The organism is Bradyrhizobium canariense, assembly GCF_018130465.1.
GTDB lineage: Bacteria > Pseudomonadota > Alphaproteobacteria > Rhizobiales > Xanthobacteraceae > Bradyrhizobium > Bradyrhizobium canariense_C.
Map to the genome: position 1 here is coordinate 21563 of NZ_JAFCKJ010000003.1, position 15236 is coordinate 36798.

Consider the following 15236-nt stretch of genomic DNA (forward strand, 5'->3'; position numbering starts at 1 on the left):
CTGCCATGGCAAGCCTGGCTGAAGTGCGGGTAGAAGAGGCCGAGCCGATGGAGAACGAGTCCCAGGCGCGTCCCGAAGAATTGCGGCTGCTGGAAGCGCTGCTGTTCGCTTCGAATGAACCGCTGGACACCGCGACGCTGGCCAAGCGCATGCCCGAGGGCGTTGACGTGAAGGCCGCGCTCGAGCAGTTGCAGGCCGACTATTCCTTGCGCGGCGTGAATCTCGTGCGGGTTGCCAACAAATGGACCTTCCGCACCGCGGGTGATCTCGCCTGGTTGATGACCCGCGAGAGCACCGAGACCCGCCGCCTGTCGCGCGCCGCGATCGAGGTGTTGGCAATCATCGCCTATCACCAGCCCGTGACGCGCGCCGAGATCGAGGAGATCCGCGGCGTCGTCACCTCGAAGGGCACGCTGGACGTGCTGCTGGAAACCGGCTGGATCAAGCCGCGCGGCCGTCGCAAAACGCCGGGCCGTCCCTTGACCTTCGGAACCACCGAGGACTTCCTGTCGCAGTTCACGCTGGAACAGCTCGGCGATCTGCCGGGCCTGGAGGAGCTGAAGGGCACGGGGCTGCTGGATTCGCGCCTGCCGACCGGATTCAGCGTGCCGACGCCGTCGGATGACCCGGCGTTGCGGGAGGACGAGGATCCGCTGGAACCGGGCGAGGACCTCGATCTGGCGCTGGCGCCTGCGGTCGAGCCCGAGACGCCGCCGGAAGGCGGCAATGAGGATGGCGAGGGTGGCAGCGAGGGCTGACGTGCCGGCCTCTTACCGGCCCCTGCGACCAGTTAACACTAGCAAGATTACGTAGCGCCAACAGCGAATTGGCGCTGCCTTGGTCCTTGTTTTTGGCACCTGCCAAGCCTAGGTTTCGGTGAAGATCGGCCGGTCCCCGGCCATGCGCGTTTGGAGGTTTGCAGGATGGGTTCACTCAGCATTTGGCACTGGGTCCTGGTGATCGCAGTGGTCCTGCTTCTGTTCGGCCGCGGCAAGATTTCGGATCTGATGGGCGACGTGGCGCAGGGCATCAAGGCGTTCAAGAAGGGCATGCAGGACGACGACAAAGTCGCCGACAAGCCCGAGCCGGCCAAGTCCATCGAGCACACTGCCGCGCCGACCGCGGCACGGTCCGACGTCGGCAGCAAGGCCGTCTGAGCCAGAGAGCACGCGAGACGCGGGTAGCGGTCCCGATCCTGCGCGCGAGGGATTGGGCCGGCTGCGGCTGGCGTGAACGGAAGACCTCATGTTCGACATCGGGTGGAGTGAACTGGTCCTGATCGGGGTCGTGGCCCTGATCGCCATCGGCCCGAAAGAGCTGCCGGGCGTGCTGCGCATGGTCGGACAGTGGATGGGCAAGGCGCGCAAGATGGCCGCCGAATTCCAGGGCCAGTTCCAGGAAGCGATGCGCGAGGCCGAAATGGCCGACCTCAAGAAGAGCTTCGACGAGGTCAAGGAAGCGGCTTCCGGCTTCGCCGGCAACAATCTGATGACCTCGCTCCAGAAGGACGTCAGCGACGCGCTCCGCGTCGATGCGCTGGACAAGCCGGCCGAGACCTCGACCTCCACCGCTGTCGAACCGCTGGCGACTTCAAGCGAAGCGCCGGCGACGCCCACCACGCCGGAAGCGCCGACGCCCGAGACCTTCGTGGAAGCCGAGGCACATGCGGCCGTGAACGAGCCGCTCGCCATCACCCGTGAGGTCGAGCAGGCGCAGATCAATCAAGGTTCGGTCACCCAGGACACGGCGCCGGCCGAGGCGATCAAGGACGCCAAAGCGTCATGAGCGCCGCCGATATCGAGGCCAGCAAAGCTCCTCTGATGGACCATTTGATCGAGCTGCGTTCGCGGCTGATCAAAGCGCTGCTCGGCTTCGGCATTGCCTTCATTTTCTGCTTCTTCTTCGCCAAGCAGATCTACAACGTGCTGGTCTGGCCGTTCGTGTGGGTCGCCGGTCCCGAGAACTCGAAATTCATCTACACGGCGCTGCTCGAATATTTCATCACCCAGCTCAAGCTCGCGCTGTTCGGCGCCGGCTTCATCTCGTTTCCGATCGTCGCCACGCAGATCTACAAGTTCGTCGCCCCGGGCCTCTACAAGCACGAGAAGCAGGCCTTCCTGCCGTATCTGGTCGCGACCCCGTTCTTCTTCGTGCTTGGCGCGGCGCTGGTCTATTTCGTCGTGCTGCCGATGCTGGTCCGCTTCTCGCTCGGCATGCAGCAGGCTGGCAGCGACGAGACCGCGCAGATCCAGCTGCTGCCCAAGGTTGGCGAATATCTATCCCTGATGATGTCGCTGATCTTCGCCTTCGGCATCGCCTTCCAGCTTCCGGTGATCCTGACGCTGCTCGGCCGCATCGGCATCGTCACGTCAAAGATGCTGCGCGAGAAGCGCCGCTATTTCATCGTCGTCGCCTTCGTCATCGCCGCCGTTCTGACCCCGCCCGACGTGCTCAGCCAGTGCTCGCTCGCGATCCCCTTGCTCCTGCTCTACGAGGGCTCGATCATCGCGGTGGGGATCGTGGAGAAGAAGGCGGCAGGTTCAAAGGCCAGTACCGGCACTGACGTGTCGACGCCGGTTAATCCGGCGGAGTAGGGGCTCTAGCTCCCCTGTCATTCCGCCGCGGCTTATCGGGGAATCACTGACGTCTCTGGAATACTGGATCGCCCGCTTTCGCGGGCGATGACAGAGTGCTAGGGAGACGCGCTGACGTACAACGTTTGCCGTTGTATGTTTACGCGCTGCCCCAGGACCGCCGCCATGCACGACATCAAATCAATCCGCGACAACCCGCAAGCCTTCGACGCCGGCCTCGCACGACGGGGCCTGAAGCCGTTGTCGGCGTCGCTGCTCGCGATCGACGAGAAGCGCCGAGCGGCCATCCTGGCCTCGGAGCAGGCGCAGGCGCGGCGCAATGCGGCCTCCAAGGAAATCGGCGATGCCAAGAAGGCCAAGGACGAGGCGCGCGCGGCCAAGCTGATGGCTGAGGTCGCCGAGCTCAAGACCACGATGCCGGAGCTCGAGGCAACCGCGAAGGCTGCCGACGAGGAGCTGACGAAAGAGCTGTCCGCGATTCCGAACATCCCGTTCGACGAAGTGCCCGATGGCGTCGACGAGCACGGCAACGTGCAACACCATGTGTTCGGCAACAAGCGCAACTACGGCTTCGCGCCGAAGCTACATGACGATCTCGGCACCGCGCTCGGCTACATGGATTTCGAGGCGGCGGCAAAGCTCTCGGGTGCGCGCTTCGTCGTGCTGAAGAAGGGGTTGGCGAGACTGGAGCGCGCGCTCGGCCAGTTCATGCTCGACCTGCATACCAACGAGCACGGCTACACCGAGATCAATCCGCCGCTGCTGGTGCGCAACGAGGTGATGTTCGGCACCGGGCAGTTGCCGAAATTCGAGGACGATCAGTTCTGGGCGATCAAGGGCGAGCTCCTGGCCGCGCCGGACCCAGAGCGGCTGATGACCGAGCGCCTCGGTCTCATTCCGACCGCCGAGGTTGCCCTCACCAACCTCGTCCGCGAATCCATTCTCGACGAGAAGCAGTTGCCGATGCGGCTCACCGCATTGACGCCGTGCTTCCGCGCGGAGGCGGGCGCAGCGGGGCGCGACACCCGCGGCATGATCCGCCAGCACCAGTTCACCAAGGTCGAGCTGGTCTCGATCACGACGCCCGAGACCAGCAAGGACGAGCTGGAGCGGATGCTGTCCTGCGCCGAGCAGGTGTTGCAGAAGCTCGACCTGCATTATCGCGTGATGACGCTCTGCGCAGGAGATATGGGTTTTTCGTCGCAAAAAACCTATGACATCGAGGTCTGGATGCCGGGGCAGGGCGACGGCGGCATGTTTCGCGAGATCTCGAGCTGCTCGGTATGCGGCGATTTCCAGGCCCGCCGGATGGACGCGCGCTCGCGCGGCCCCGACGGCAAGCCGCGCTTCGTGCACACGCTCAACGGCTCCGGCACGGCAGTTGGCCGTGCGCTGATCGCCGTGATGGAGACCTATCAGCAGGAGGACGGCTCGATCGCGGTCCCCAGCGTGCTCCAGCCCTATATGGGCGGGCTCAAGGTGGTCGGACGCGACTAGGCGTGTTGCCAATCTGAAACGCAGAAACGTTTGGTTGCGAAGATCGGGCGGCCGGTTATCCTGCCGGCCACCCGACAACGCGAACCGATCGTTCATGGCTTTGCACCGCGACATCTTCTGGGTCGGCAGACAATGGGCGGTGACAGGTGCCGGCATCCAGGCTGTCGATCAGCGGCTGCGTGGCGTGCTCGACATCGAGATCACGCGGCTCTGGGACGACGATCTGGTCCAGAGCCGGCGGGCCAAGCCCGGTGTGAATGCCGCGGATTTCGACAAGGCGCTGACGCTGGCACGTGACCGCTTTCCGCAGGCGCCGGTGCCGAACCCGTTCGTCGCGCAGCTGGAGGCACTCGGCGTGATCGAGACTCCAATCGTGAGCCCGGTCGTGCCGGCGATGAAGTTGCACGCGGAAGGCCGGCTCGCGCGTTTCCTGCCGCAATGGCGCGTTCGCCGGTAGCCGGACCAAGCCGGGAACCGGCCGCCGGCCCCTTAGGCCGGTTTGCCTGATCGGCCCCGGCCGGATAAGACGGCTCAGACCCGCTTCAGAAAAGACCTTTCGCATGCGCATTCTCTGCACCAATGACGACGGCATCCACGCTCCCGGCCTCAAGGTCCTGGAGGAGATCGCGCGCGCATTGTCCGATGACGTCTGGGTGGTCGCGCCCGAGCTCGACCAGTCCGGCGTGTCGCATTCGCTGTCGCTGAACGATCCCCTGCGCCTGCGCGAGGTCGGCCCGCGGCACTTCGCGGTGCGCGGCACGCCGACCGACTGCGTGATCATGGGCGCGCGCCATATCCTCGGCGCCAAGCTGCCCGACCTCGTGCTGTCCGGCGTCAACAAGGGCCGCAACGTCGCCGAAGACGTGGTCTATTCCGGCACCATCGCCGGCGCGCTGGAAGGCACCATCCTGGGGCTGCCGTCGTTCGCCCTGTCGCAGGAGTTCAGCGTCGAGACGCGCGAGCGGCCGCCGTGGGACACCGCGCGCAAATTCGGGCCCGACATCCTGCGCAAGGTGATCGCCGCCGGCATCCCGAAGGACACCGTCATCAACGTCAACTTCCCGTCCTGTGCGCCGGAAGACGTGCTGGGCGTTCGCGTGACGCGACAGGGCAAGCGCAATCTCGGCTTCCTCAGGATCGACGAGCGCAGGGACGGCCGTGGCAATCCCTATTTCTGGATCGGCTTCGAGCGCACCGCGATGATGGATATGCCCGCCGAGGGCACCGATCTCGCGGCGCTGCGCGAACGCTATGTCTCCGTCACGCCGCTCAGGCTCGACCGGACCAACGAGGCGTTTTCCGACGCGCTGAGTGCGACGCTGAAGTAAGTCCGACGCTGAAGTAATCCGACCTGGAACGCGGCCTAGCCGCCGCGAAGCGCGGCTTCGATGGTCTTGCCGAGGGCGTCGAGCTGAAATGGCTTCTGAAGCGCCGGCCGATCGCGGTACTGCTCGGGCAGGCCGGAGGAGCCGTATCCGGTGGCGAAGATGAACGGGCAGCCCTTCGCCTTGATGAGATCGGCGACCGGCGAGATGACCTTGCCGTTGACGTTGACGTCGAGAATGGCGATGTCGAACTCGGTTGCCTGGGCGAGCCGCATGGCTTCGGTGATGTCGCCCGCCTCGGCTGCGATCTTGTAGCCCAGCTCTTCGAGCATGTCCGCGACCATCATCCTGATCATCACCTCGTCTTCGACGAGGAATACAGAGCGGCCGGAAAGCCCCGTAGCGGTCATCGTTGAGTCCTTGCCCATTGCCAAAAACGTTCGCAGATAACATGAATCGACGCAATGCGCGTTTCGACGAACGGATGCCTGAAAATGGCCATCGACGCTCGCCCGTTGCAAGCCGATTTGTGGTCAAGTACGCCGTCCCAAGCGTATCATGGGTTCCCTGAGCCGGAACAAGAATCGCGCGCCCCAGGTTGGCGTCCCGGACCCAAAGACAGCACAAGCAGGCAATGACCTCCCATCAGCACCCGCCGGAAAAGATGATGTTTCAGCTCACGCTGAGGCGTCGGGGGATCAGCGACCAGGCGGTCCTGCGGGCCATGGAGGAGGTGCCGCGCGAGCAATTCGTCGACGAAGCCAATCGCGACGGCGCCTATCGCGACACCGCGCTGCCGATCGCCTGCGGCCAGACCATCAGCCAACCCTTCGTCGTCGCCTACATGACCGAGCAGCTCCAGCTCCAGAAGAAGCACCGCGTGCTCGAGATCGGCGCCGGCTCGGGCTACCAGGCCGCGGTGCTATCGCGGCTCGCCGGCCAGGTGTTGACGGTCGAGCGCTACCGCAAGCTTGCGGATGCCGCACGTCTCAGGCTTGAGAAGCTCAACTGTCACAACGTCGAGGTGATGCTGGGCGACGGACTCAATCTGCCTCCCAATATCGGCCCATTCGACCGCATCATCGTCACGGCCGCGTTGGAGCAGCTTCCGGAGAACCTGGTCGAGCGGCTGGAGGTGGGCGGCATCCTGATCGCGCCCGTCGGCCCGCATCAGGGCGTGCAGACGCTGATCCGCCTGAGCCGGACCGAAGCCGGGATCGAGCGCAAGGAACTCGTCGAGGTCCGGTTCGTGCCGGCGCTGCCCGGCGTGGCGCGGGAGCTGTAGATTTCCGGATTGGCTGTGCTGCCAACATCTTATTGGGAGGGTTAAGCCGTTATTTACTCGGCGCGTGTTTACTTAAAAGACCAGTTCTGTTGCGTACGAGTGAGTAACCATGTCCGTTGCCGCCGAGTTGCTTTACTCGCGCCGCGTACCGCAGGTCGCGGTGCTGGCGCTGATCTCCTTCAGCTTCGCAGGGTGCAGCGCCGACATGTCGTCGCGCATGTCCCAGTCGAACTTCTCCAATCCCTTCGCGCAGGAATCGACCGGTTCGGTGCAGCAGGCACCGCCGCCGCAGCGTGAGCTGCCGCAATATTCGCGGCCGCAGACGCAGTCCGGCTATTATCAATCGCAGCCCTTGCCGCCGCCGGCAGTGTCCGCGCCGCAATCCTATCCCGTTGCGGCAGGTGGCGTGTCCGGAGGCGGCCGCGGCGTCGGCTCCTACGCCCCCCCGGCGCAGCCGCATCTTGAGACGACGGCCACCGTGCCGCCGCGCTCGGTTGCCGCCGCCCAGCCGGTCGGTGGAACCAAGATCATCGTCGGCACCAGCGATACGCTCGACCTGCTCGCCAAACGCTATCGCGTCACGCCGCAGGCGATCCTCGCCGCCAACGGCTATAAGGGACCGCGCGCGCTCTCGCCCGGCCAGCAACTGATCATCCCGCATCAGGCCACGGCCGCTGCGTCCGCGCCGCTCATGGCTCCCGTTGCCGCGGCCCCCGCGCTGGCGCCTGCTGCAAAGCCGGTTGCGGCCGTTGCTGCCCCGTCGAGCACCCACTTCGTCAACCACGGCGACACGCTCGCCAGCATTGCCCGCAAGAACCATATCTCGGCGGCTGAACTGGCCCGCGCCAACAGCCTCGATCCCTCTGCAAAACTCAAGCTCGGCACCAGACTGGCCGTGCCCGGCGCCAAGACCGCCGCCGTCGCGGCGCCGGTTGCCGCGGCTCCGGTCGGAGCTGCCCCCGTCGTGGGTACACTGCAGCCCGTTGCGGCCGCACCTGCGCCCGCTACCAAGATGGCGGCCGTCGCCGCGCCGGTGCAGAGCGCGCGCCTGGCCCAGGCCACGGCCAATGTCGAAGAGAAAGCCGCGGAAGCTCCGGCGAAAGCTGCGGAGACCACCAGCGCGCTGCCGACCTTCCGCTGGCCGGTGCGCGGCAAGGTGGTCACGAGCTACGGCGCCAAGACCAATGGCAAGTCCAACGACGGCATCAATCTCGCGGTGCCCGAGGGTACGCCGGTCAAGGCGGCTGAAGACGGTGTCGTTGCCTATTCCGGCAACGAGCTGAAGGGTTATGGCAATCTGGTCCTGGTTCGGCACTCCAACGGCTACGTCACCGCATATGCCCATGCGAGTGAGCTGATGGTGAAGCGCGGCGATACCATCAAGCGCGGTCAGGTCATTGCCAAGTCGGGTCAATCCGGGGAGGTGGCGTCGCCGCAGCTCCACTTCGAGATCCGTAAGGGATCGAGCCCGGTTGACCCGCTTCAATTCCTGAACGGGGCGTGAGGCGCGGGCCTGTAGAGCAGGGGCGCGCCGTTACCAAATACAAGCTGTCATCGCCCGCGAAAGCGGGCGATCCAGTATTCCAGAGACAGTCATAGTTGAGCCGAGAAGGCGCGGCGTACTGGATTCCCCGCCTGCGCGGGGAATGACAGTTGTGAGTGCGGCTCCGCTACGTCGCCGCCAGCTTCACGCCGAGCCGTCCCGCAAGCTCCTGCACGAACTGCCAGGCGACGCGGCCCGAGCGCGAGCCGCGCGTCGTCGACCATTCGAGTGCCTCGCGCTCCAGCGCCTCGTCGTCGACCTTGACGCCGAAATGGCTGCAATAGCCCCGCACCATGGCGAGATATTCGTCCTGGCTGCAGCGGTGGAAGCCGAGCCAGAGGCCGAAGCGATCCGACAGCGAGACCTTCTCCTCGACGGCTTCGCCGGGATTGATCGCGGTCGAGCGTTCGTTCTCGATCATCTCGCGCGCCAGCAGATGGCGCCGGTTGGAGGTGGCGTAGAGGATGACGTTCTCCGGCCGGCCCTCGATGCCGCCTTCGAGCACCGCCTTGAGCGATTTGTAGGACGCATCATTGCCGTCGAAGGAGAGATCGTCGCAGAACACGATGAAGCGGAAGGACGAGGCGCGAAGCTGCTCCATCAGCGCCGGCAGGCTCTCGATGTCCTCGCGATGAATCTCGATCAGCTTCAGCTTGTCGGCCGGTTTGCGCTCCGCGTTGATGCTGGCATGCGCCGCCTTCACCAGCGACGACTTGCCCATGCCGCGCGCGCCCCAGAGCAGCGCGTTGTTGGCGGGCAAGCCGTTGGCGAAACGCTCGGTGTTCTCCATCAGGATGTCGCGCATCCGGTCGACGCCCTTGAGCAGGAACAGTTCGACGCGGCTGACCCGCGGCACCGCCGCAAGGCGGCCGTCCGGGTGCCAGACGAAAGCATCCGCCTGCTTGAACGACTCGCGTTCGGCGGTGGGCTTGCCTTGGGCGGAGAGGTGCGCCGCGATCGTCTCCAGCGCGCGAACGATGCGCTCCTGGGAGACGTTCCGGGTCGCCTTCGAAATCCCGTTCGAAGTCACCTTGGAAGCTGCTTTGAGGGCGGCCTTGGGACGTTTTGCCGCGACGCGGGCAGGCTTCGTGGCAGGGGTGCGGGGGCCTTTGCCGGCCGGGCTTTTGCTTGGTTTTTTGGGCATGTCCGAAGTTCCTGAGAATGCAGCCTTATCGGGCCTGACGGCGCTCCGCAAGGTGGCCAAAAGGGCGGTCTGGCAGCGTTGCAATTGGGGCAATGGCCGCTATAGTCCGCGCGAATTTGACCGAACCGGTCGCCATTTGGGCCTGACCGGTTTTCCCCCGTTCTCACGAGGATCGTCCGAATGCTGATTACCCCTGCGTATGCCCAGGCTGCGGGCGCCGGCGACACCAGCGGCATGTTGATGTCGCTGCTGCCGTTCGCCCTGATCTTCGTGATCATGTACTTCCTGATTCTGCGTCCGCAGCAGAAGAAGGTCCGTGACCACGCCGACCTCGTGAAGAACATCCGCCGCGGCGACACCGTCGTGACCTCGGGCGGCCTCGTCGGCAAGGTCACCAAGGTCGTCGACGACGACCAGATCGAGTTCGAGATCGCCGATGGCGTGCGCGTGCGGCAGATGCGCTCGATGGTCTCCGGCGTGCGCGCCAAGGGCGAGCCGGCCAAAGAATCCAAGGAAAGCGCCAAGGAAAGCGCCAAGGACGACACCGCGGCGAAGTGAGCGCTTCCGCGAGTCTCTCAAATCTCCCGATCTGACAGGTCCAGTCGATGTTGTATTTCACGCGGTGGAAGGCGCTCGGGATTATCCTGACGGCGCTGATCGTGTGCCTTTGCGCGGTCCCGAACTTCTTCCCTGAAGCGCAGGTCAAGACCTGGCCCGCCTGGGCGCAACGCCGGCTCGTGCTTGGCCTCGATCTCCAGGGCGGCTCCTATCTGCTGCTCGAGGTCGACGGCAACTATGTGAAGAAAGAGAGGCTCGACCAGGTCCGCGACGACGTTCGCCGGACGCTGCGCGATGCCAAGATCGGCTTCACTGGCGGCGTCACCGTGCGCAATGATGCGGCCGAGGTTCGGATCACCAAGGAATCCGACCAGCAGCCCGCGCTTGCCAAGCTGCGCGAGCTGTCTCAGCCGCTGGGCGGACTGGTGGGGTCCAGCGGTCAGCGCGACCTCGATGTGACTGACGCCGGGGGCGGCTTGATCCGGCTCGCTATCCCGCAGGCCGCGATGCTCGACCGCATGCGCAAGACTATCGAGCAGTCGATCCAGATCGTCGAACGCCGCGTCAACGAGCTCGGCACCGTCGAACCTGTCATCCAGCGCCAGGGCAACGATCGCATCCTGGTGCAGGTCCCCGGCCTCCAGGACCCGACCCGTCTGAAGGAATTGCTGGGCAAGACCGCGAAGATGGAATTCCGCATGGTCGATGCGTCCGTGCCGCCCGATCAGGCGCAGCAGGGACGTTTGCCGCCGGAATCCGAGCTTCTGATGAGCGCGTCGCCGCCGCCCACACCCTATGTGGTCAAGAAGCAGGTGCTGGTTGCCGGCGGCGATCTGACCGACGCCCAGGCGAGCTTTGACCAGCGCACGAGTGAGCCCGTCGTCAGCTTCAAGTTCAATACGTCAGGCGCGCGCAAGTTCTCGCAGGCGACGCAAGAGAACGTCGGGCTGCCCTTCGCGATCGTGCTCGACAACAAGGTCATCTCGGCTCCCGTGATCCGCGAGCCCATCACCGGCGGCCAGGGCCAGATCTCGGGCAATTTCACCGTGCAATCGGCCAACGATCTCGCGATCCTGCTGCGCGCCGGCGCGCTGCCGGCGCCGCTCACCGTGGTCGAGGAGCGCACCGTCGGTCCGGGCCTCGGCCAGGATTCGATCGAGAAGGGTGAGCTTGCGGCTTACGTCGGCTCGATCCTCGTCATCATCTTCATGCTTTTGACCTACCGCCTGTTCGGCGTGTTCGCCAACATCGCGGTGGCCATCAACGTCGCCATGATCTTCGGCCTCTTGTCGCTGCTCAACGCCACGCTGACGCTGCCCGGCATCGCCGGCATCGTGCTCACTGTCGGCATCGCGGTCGATTCCAACGTGCTGATCTACGAGCGCATCCGCGAGGAATTGCGTGGCGGCCGTAACGCGATCTCGGCGATCGACGCCGGCTTCAAGCGGGCGCTTGCGACCATCCTCGATTCCAACATCACCACATTCATTGCCGCCGCGGTGCTGTTCTACATCGGCACCGGTCCGGTGCGCGGCTTCGCCGTGACGCTCGGCATCGGCATCATCACCACGGTATTCACCGCCTTTACGCTGACCCGGCTGATCGTGGCCGGGTGGGTGCGGTGGAAGCGGCCGCAGAGCGTGCCGATCTAGGAGCCTGACCGTGACTCAGACTGTTCTCATCGGGCTCGGCATCCTTATTGCCGTCCTCACCGTGGTTGCGGCATTCGGTTTGCTGCCGTCGCTGCGCATCGTCCCCGACGATACCCATTTCGACTTCACGCGGTTTCGCCGCATCAGCTTCCCGATCTCGGCGGCGTTGTCGATCGTCGCGATCACGCTGTTCTTCACCCATGGCCTGAATTTCGGCATCGACTTCCGCGGCGGCACGCTGCTGGAGGTGCAGGCCAAGTCCGGCACCGCCGACATCGCGGCGATGCGTACGACGCTGGATGGCTTGCGTCTCGGCGAAGTCCAGTTGCAGCAATTCGGCGGTCCCGCCGACGTCCTGATCCGCGTCGCGGAGCAGCCGGGCGGCGACGCCGCGCAGCAGGAGGCCGTGCAGAAGGTTCGTTCCGCGCTCGGCGATTCCGTCGACTATCGCCGCGTCGAGGTGGTGGGACCGCGCGTATCGGGTGAATTGCTCGCCTACGGCATGCTCGGCCTGATGCTTGCGATCGTCTCGATCCTGATCTATCTCTGGTTCCGTTTCGAATGGCAGTTCGCGCTCGGCGCCATGATCGCCAACGTGCACGACATCGTGCTGACGATCGGATTCATGTCGGTCAGTCAGGTCGATTTCGACCTGACCAGCATCGCGGCACTTCTGACCATTTTGGGCTATTCGCTCAACGACACCGTCGTCATCTACGACCGTATTCGCGAAATGCTGCGGCGCTACAAGAAAATGCCGATGCCGCAGCTGCTCAACGAATCGATCAACTCGACGCTGTCGCGCTCGATCATCACCCACTTCACCGTGACGCTGGCGCTGCTGGCTCTGCTCCTGTTCGGCGGCCATGCCATCCACAGCTTCACCGCGGTCATGATGTTCGGCGTGGTGCTGGTCGGCACCTATACCTCGATCTTCATCGCGGCCCCGATCCTGATCTATCTCGGCGTCGGCGAGCATCGCGAAGATGCGGTCGATAAGGCTACGCCGGCGAAGAAAAGCAAGGCATGATCCGAACCGCATGCCCTCGCATGAGTTTGCGAGGGCAGTAGCCCATTCGGACGAAGCTCATGGCCGGCGATCCCAACGCACCGCATTTCCCCCGCTCGGCGCCGATCGAAGCTTATGGCAAGGGCGGCTTTGCCTTTGCCGGCATGTCGCATCGGGGATCGCTGCTTTGCCTGCCCGACGCGATCTGGGCCTGGGACGTGACGGACCCAGCCAAAATCGACCGCTATTCGCTGGATCGGGTCTTCAAGTCCGCCAACAGCATCGACACGCTCCTGATCGGCACTGGAACCGAGGTCTGGCTGCCGCCGCCGGAACTGCGCCAGGTGCTCAAAGCGGCGAGGGTGGTTCTGGACACGATGCAGACTGGTCCCGCCGTGCGCACCTACAACATCATGATCGGCGAACGGCGGCGCGTCGCGGCCGCGCTGATCGCCGTGCCATGAGTCGTGCCATGAGTGGCTCCGCGCCGCCGCCGGATTCTGCCGCGTTCTGCGCTGACCTCGTGCGCAGTCACGATTTCCCGCGCTATGCCGCGACCCTGTTCGCGCCCGCTGCCGAGCGCCGCGCGCTGCTGGCGCTCTATGCCTTCAATGTCGAGATCGTCCGCGTCCGCGACCAGGTGAGCCAGCCCTTGCCCGGTGAAATCCGGCTGCAATGGTGGACCGACATGCTGTCGGGGCAGGTCCATGGCAGCGCCGAGGGCAATCCGGTGGCAGCGGAGCTGCTCCGCGCAATCCGTGATTTCGACCTGCCGGTCGAGCCGCTGTCGCTGCTCGCCGACGAGCATCAGTTCGATCTCTACAATGATCCAATGCCGACCATGACGGCTCTCGAAGGCTATCTCGCCGCGACGTGCTCGGCGTTGTTCGCCCTCGCGGCGCGGATCATGGCGTCACCTTTGGATCCGGCCGAGCATCTCGCGCGGCATGCCGGGTTGGCTCAGGGCATCGCGCAGGTCATCGCGAACTTGCCGCGTGATGCGGCCCACCGGCAATTGTTCCTGCCGCAGCAGGTTCTGGCGAGCCATAATTGCAACATGGAGGATGTGTTCGCCGGCAAGGAGACGCCGAATTTGTGCGCCGTGCTGGACCAACTCGCGGGCGAGGCCGGGCAGCATTTGACCACGGCCTTGTCGCTGTTGGCCGAGGTGCCGGTGTCGGCACGGCCGGCGTTTCTGCCTCTGAGCCAGGTGCGGGCCGACCTCAAGCGCCTGTCGCAGCCCGGGCGCAATCCGTTTACGCCGCAACAGTCGTCGCGGCTGCGCACGCTGTGGACGCTGTGGCGAGCCTCGCGTTCCCGGGAGTTTACCAAATAGCGGTTGGCTTATCGCCTCAAACTGCCAAATGCTCTATGCTGTCCCATGGCCGAGTTGTCCCAAAGCACCTCCTCTGATCTCAGCGCCCTTCCGGTCTCGCTGAGCGACATCCATGCCGCCGCCGAGACCATCCGCGGCGCCGTCGTGGAGACGCCCTGTAGCTATAGTCGCACGCTGAGCAATATCTGCGGCTGCGACATCTGGCTGAAGTTCGAGAACCTCCAGTTCACCTCCTCGTTCAAGGAGCGCGGCGCGCTCAACCGCCTCACTGCGCTCACGCCGGAGGAGCGCGCGCGGGGCGTTGTCGCGATGTCGGCGGGTAACCATGCGCAGGGCGTCGCCTATCACGCCAAGCGGCTCGGCATTCCCGCAACCATCGTCATGCCGGTCGGCACGCCCATGGTGAAGGTCGAGAACACCAGGCATCACGGTGCCGAGGTGGTGGTGACGGGCGCCACGCTGGAGGAGGCGGCCGCGTATGCGCGCAGCCACGGCGAAGCCCGCGGCATGATCTTCGTCCATCCCTATGACGATCCGCTTGTCATCGCGGGGCAGGGCACCGTCGGGCTGGAAATACTCAAGGCCGTGCCGGAGCTCGATACACTGGTCGTCCCGATCGGCGGCGGTGGCCTGATCAGTGGGATCGCCGTCGCCGCGAAATCGATCAATCCGTCACTGCGAATCGTGGGCGTCGAGGCCTGGCTCTATCCCTCGATGTACAACGCCATCCACGGCGGCAATCTGCCGGCGCGCGGCGACACGCTCGCCGAAGGCATCGCGGTGAAATCGCCCGGCAAGATCACGACCGAAATCGTCCGCCGCCTCGTCGACGACATCGCGCTGGTGAACGAAGCCGAGCTCGAGCGCGCGGTCGCGACCCTGATCTCGATCGAGAAGACGGTCGTCGAGGGCGCCGGCGCCGCCGGTCTCGCCGCGCTGATGTCCGACCCGTCTCGTTTCGCCGGCCAGAAGGTCGGGTTGGTGCTGAGCGGCGGCAATATCGACACACGGCTGATCGCATCGGTCCTGACCCGCGAGTTGGCGCGCGAGGGGCGGCTGACCCAGCTGTCGCTCGACATCCCCGACAGGCCCGGCCAACTGGCTGCGGTCGCGGCACTGCTGGCCGAGGCCGGCGCCAACATCATCGAGGTCTCGCACCAGCGCACGTTCTCGGATCTTCCGGCCAAGGCGACGCTGCTGCAACTGGTGATCGAGACCCGCGACAGCGCCCATCTCGACGAGGTCATGGCGAAGCTTGGCGCATCCGGATTGAGTGCGCGCTGTACCTGATTG

General features: G+C 65.0%; 17 protein-coding genes. 15 read left to right on the top strand and 2 right to left on the bottom strand.

The window, feature by feature from the left end; translation table 11 throughout:
• Positions 1-5: 5 nt before the first annotated feature.
• From scpB to surE, 7 genes are all read left to right on the top strand, one after another.
• On the top strand, positions 6-758 hold the full coding sequence (gene scpB, locus JQ591_RS08890; protein WP_211395647.1) for an SMC-Scp complex subunit ScpB: 753 nt from the start codon (positions 6-8) through the stop codon (positions 756-758).
• 165 nt (positions 759-923) lie between these two features.
• Entirely contained in the window at positions 924-1157 is a 234-nt protein-coding gene (locus JQ591_RS08895) for a twin-arginine translocase TatA/TatE family subunit (protein WP_211395648.1), read from the top strand.
• An 88-nt stretch (positions 1158-1245) separates the two neighbouring features.
• Complete coding sequence (tatB, locus tag JQ591_RS08900; protein WP_211395649.1) at positions 1246-1785, top strand: Sec-independent protein translocase protein TatB; 540 nt, start codon at positions 1246-1248, stop codon at positions 1783-1785.
• Positions 1782-2594 (top strand): twin-arginine translocase subunit TatC, encoded by an 813-nt coding sequence (tatC, locus tag JQ591_RS08905; RefSeq protein WP_211395650.1) that lies wholly within the window; start codon positions 1782-1784, stop codon positions 2592-2594. The genes tatB and tatC overlap by 4 nt, the downstream gene beginning before the upstream one ends.
• A gap of 165 nt (positions 2595-2759) precedes the next feature.
• Entirely contained in the window at positions 2760-4091 is a 1332-nt protein-coding gene (gene serS / locus JQ591_RS08910) for a serine--tRNA ligase (RefSeq protein ID WP_211395651.1), read from the top strand.
• Between the two features lie 94 nt (positions 4092-4185).
• On the top strand, positions 4186-4548 hold the full coding sequence (locus JQ591_RS08915) for a hypothetical protein (RefSeq protein WP_211395652.1): 363 nt from the start codon (positions 4186-4188) through the stop codon (positions 4546-4548).
• A gap of 103 nt (positions 4549-4651) precedes the next feature.
• Positions 4652-5419: a 5'/3'-nucleotidase SurE gene (surE, locus tag JQ591_RS08920; protein ID WP_211395653.1), complete on the top strand. Its 768-nt coding sequence runs from the start codon at positions 4652-4654 to the stop codon at positions 5417-5419.
• Positions 5420-5454: 35 nt separating this feature from the next.
• Here surE and JQ591_RS08925 read toward each other — a convergent pair whose 3' ends face one another.
• Positions 5455-5826, bottom strand: coding sequence for a response regulator (locus JQ591_RS08925; RefSeq protein ID WP_211395654.1), 372 nt, complete (start codon positions 5824-5826; stop codon positions 5455-5457).
• Positions 5827-6050: 224 nt separating this feature from the next.
• Between JQ591_RS08925 and JQ591_RS08930 the strand changes: the two genes are divergently transcribed.
• Together JQ591_RS08930 and JQ591_RS08935 are read left to right on the top strand one after the other, a co-directional pair.
• Positions 6051-6701 (top strand): protein-L-isoaspartate(D-aspartate) O-methyltransferase, encoded by a 651-nt coding sequence (locus JQ591_RS08930; protein ID WP_211395655.1) that lies wholly within the window; start codon positions 6051-6053, stop codon positions 6699-6701.
• Between the two features lie 109 nt (positions 6702-6810).
• Positions 6811-8205 carry a LysM peptidoglycan-binding domain-containing M23 family metallopeptidase gene (locus JQ591_RS08935; RefSeq protein WP_211395656.1) on the top strand — a complete coding sequence of 465 codons (1395 nt, stop codon included), beginning with the start codon at positions 6811-6813 and terminating at the stop codon, positions 8203-8205.
• A gap of 166 nt (positions 8206-8371) precedes the next feature.
• Here the strand turns inward: JQ591_RS08935 and JQ591_RS08940 are convergent, their stop codons facing one another.
• Positions 8372-9388: an ATP-binding protein gene (locus tag JQ591_RS08940; protein WP_211395657.1), complete on the bottom strand. Its 1017-nt coding sequence runs from the start codon at positions 9386-9388 to the stop codon at positions 8372-8374.
• A gap of 180 nt (positions 9389-9568) precedes the next feature.
• On the opposite strand from JQ591_RS08940, the gene yajC reads away from it, so the two are divergent.
• From yajC to JQ591_RS08970, 6 genes are read left to right on the top strand one after another with little or no spacing between them, the layout of a single operon-like run.
• Positions 9569-9946 (top strand): preprotein translocase subunit YajC, encoded by a 378-nt coding sequence (gene yajC, locus JQ591_RS08945; RefSeq protein WP_211395658.1) that lies wholly within the window; start codon positions 9569-9571, stop codon positions 9944-9946.
• A gap of 47 nt (positions 9947-9993) precedes the next feature.
• The gene (secD, locus tag JQ591_RS08950) at positions 9994-11598 is read left to right on the top strand and encodes a protein translocase subunit SecD (protein ID WP_211395659.1); all 1605 of its coding nucleotides are present in this window, start codon (positions 9994-9996) and stop codon (positions 11596-11598) included.
• A gap of 10 nt (positions 11599-11608) precedes the next feature.
• Complete coding sequence (secF, locus tag JQ591_RS08955; protein ID WP_211395660.1) at positions 11609-12628, top strand: protein translocase subunit SecF; 1020 nt, start codon at positions 11609-11611, stop codon at positions 12626-12628.
• Between the two features lie 59 nt (positions 12629-12687).
• Positions 12688-13071, top strand: a complete 384-nt coding sequence (locus tag JQ591_RS08960) for an Mth938-like domain-containing protein (protein ID WP_211395661.1) — start codon at positions 12688-12690, stop codon at positions 13069-13071.
• Positions 13072-13079: 8 nt separating this feature from the next.
• On the top strand, positions 13080-13943 hold the full coding sequence (locus JQ591_RS08965; protein ID WP_211395662.1) for a phytoene/squalene synthase family protein: 864 nt from the start codon (positions 13080-13082) through the stop codon (positions 13941-13943).
• Positions 13944-13988: 45 nt separating this feature from the next.
• A complete protein-coding gene (locus JQ591_RS08970; RefSeq protein ID WP_211395663.1) occupies positions 13989-15233 on the top strand; it encodes a threonine ammonia-lyase in 1245 nt (414 codons plus the stop codon).
• Positions 15234-15236: the final 3 nt, after the last annotated feature.

What these genes read in the sequence shown, in the direction of transcription:
- secD (WP_211395659.1), top strand. Translation starts at nt 9,994, where the DNA reads ATGTTGTATTTCACGCGGTGGAAGGCGCTCGGGATTATCCTGACGGCG.
- surE (WP_211395653.1), top strand. Translation starts at nt 4,652, where the DNA reads ATGCGCATTCTCTGCACCAATGACGACGGCATCCACGCTCCCGGCCTC.
- JQ591_RS08940 (WP_211395657.1), bottom strand. Translation starts at nt 9,388, where the DNA reads ATGCCCAAAAAACCAAGCAAAAGCCCGGCCGGCAAAGGCCCCCGCACC.
- JQ591_RS08915 (WP_211395652.1), top strand. Translation starts at nt 4,186, where the DNA reads ATGGCTTTGCACCGCGACATCTTCTGGGTCGGCAGACAATGGGCGGTG.
- serS (WP_211395651.1), top strand. Translation starts at nt 2,760, where the DNA reads ATGCACGACATCAAATCAATCCGCGACAACCCGCAAGCCTTCGACGCC.
- JQ591_RS08935 (WP_211395656.1), top strand. Translation starts at nt 6,811, where the DNA reads ATGTCCGTTGCCGCCGAGTTGCTTTACTCGCGCCGCGTACCGCAGGTC.
- yajC (WP_211395658.1), top strand. Translation starts at nt 9,569, where the DNA reads ATGCTGATTACCCCTGCGTATGCCCAGGCTGCGGGCGCCGGCGACACC.
- JQ591_RS08925 (WP_211395654.1), bottom strand. Translation starts at nt 5,826, where the DNA reads ATGACCGCTACGGGGCTTTCCGGCCGCTCTGTATTCCTCGTCGAAGAC.
- JQ591_RS08965 (WP_211395662.1), top strand. Translation starts at nt 13,080, where the DNA reads ATGAGTGGCTCCGCGCCGCCGCCGGATTCTGCCGCGTTCTGCGCTGAC.
- tatC (WP_211395650.1), top strand. Translation starts at nt 1,782, where the DNA reads ATGAGCGCCGCCGATATCGAGGCCAGCAAAGCTCCTCTGATGGACCAT.
- JQ591_RS08930 (WP_211395655.1), top strand. Translation starts at nt 6,051, where the DNA reads ATGACCTCCCATCAGCACCCGCCGGAAAAGATGATGTTTCAGCTCACG.
- tatB (WP_211395649.1), top strand. Translation starts at nt 1,246, where the DNA reads ATGTTCGACATCGGGTGGAGTGAACTGGTCCTGATCGGGGTCGTGGCC.
- JQ591_RS08970 (WP_211395663.1), top strand. Translation starts at nt 13,989, where the DNA reads ATGGCCGAGTTGTCCCAAAGCACCTCCTCTGATCTCAGCGCCCTTCCG.
- scpB (WP_211395647.1), top strand. Translation starts at nt 6, where the DNA reads ATGGCAAGCCTGGCTGAAGTGCGGGTAGAAGAGGCCGAGCCGATGGAG.
- JQ591_RS08960 (WP_211395661.1), top strand. Translation starts at nt 12,688, where the DNA reads ATGGCCGGCGATCCCAACGCACCGCATTTCCCCCGCTCGGCGCCGATC.
- JQ591_RS08895 (WP_211395648.1), top strand. Translation starts at nt 924, where the DNA reads ATGGGTTCACTCAGCATTTGGCACTGGGTCCTGGTGATCGCAGTGGTC.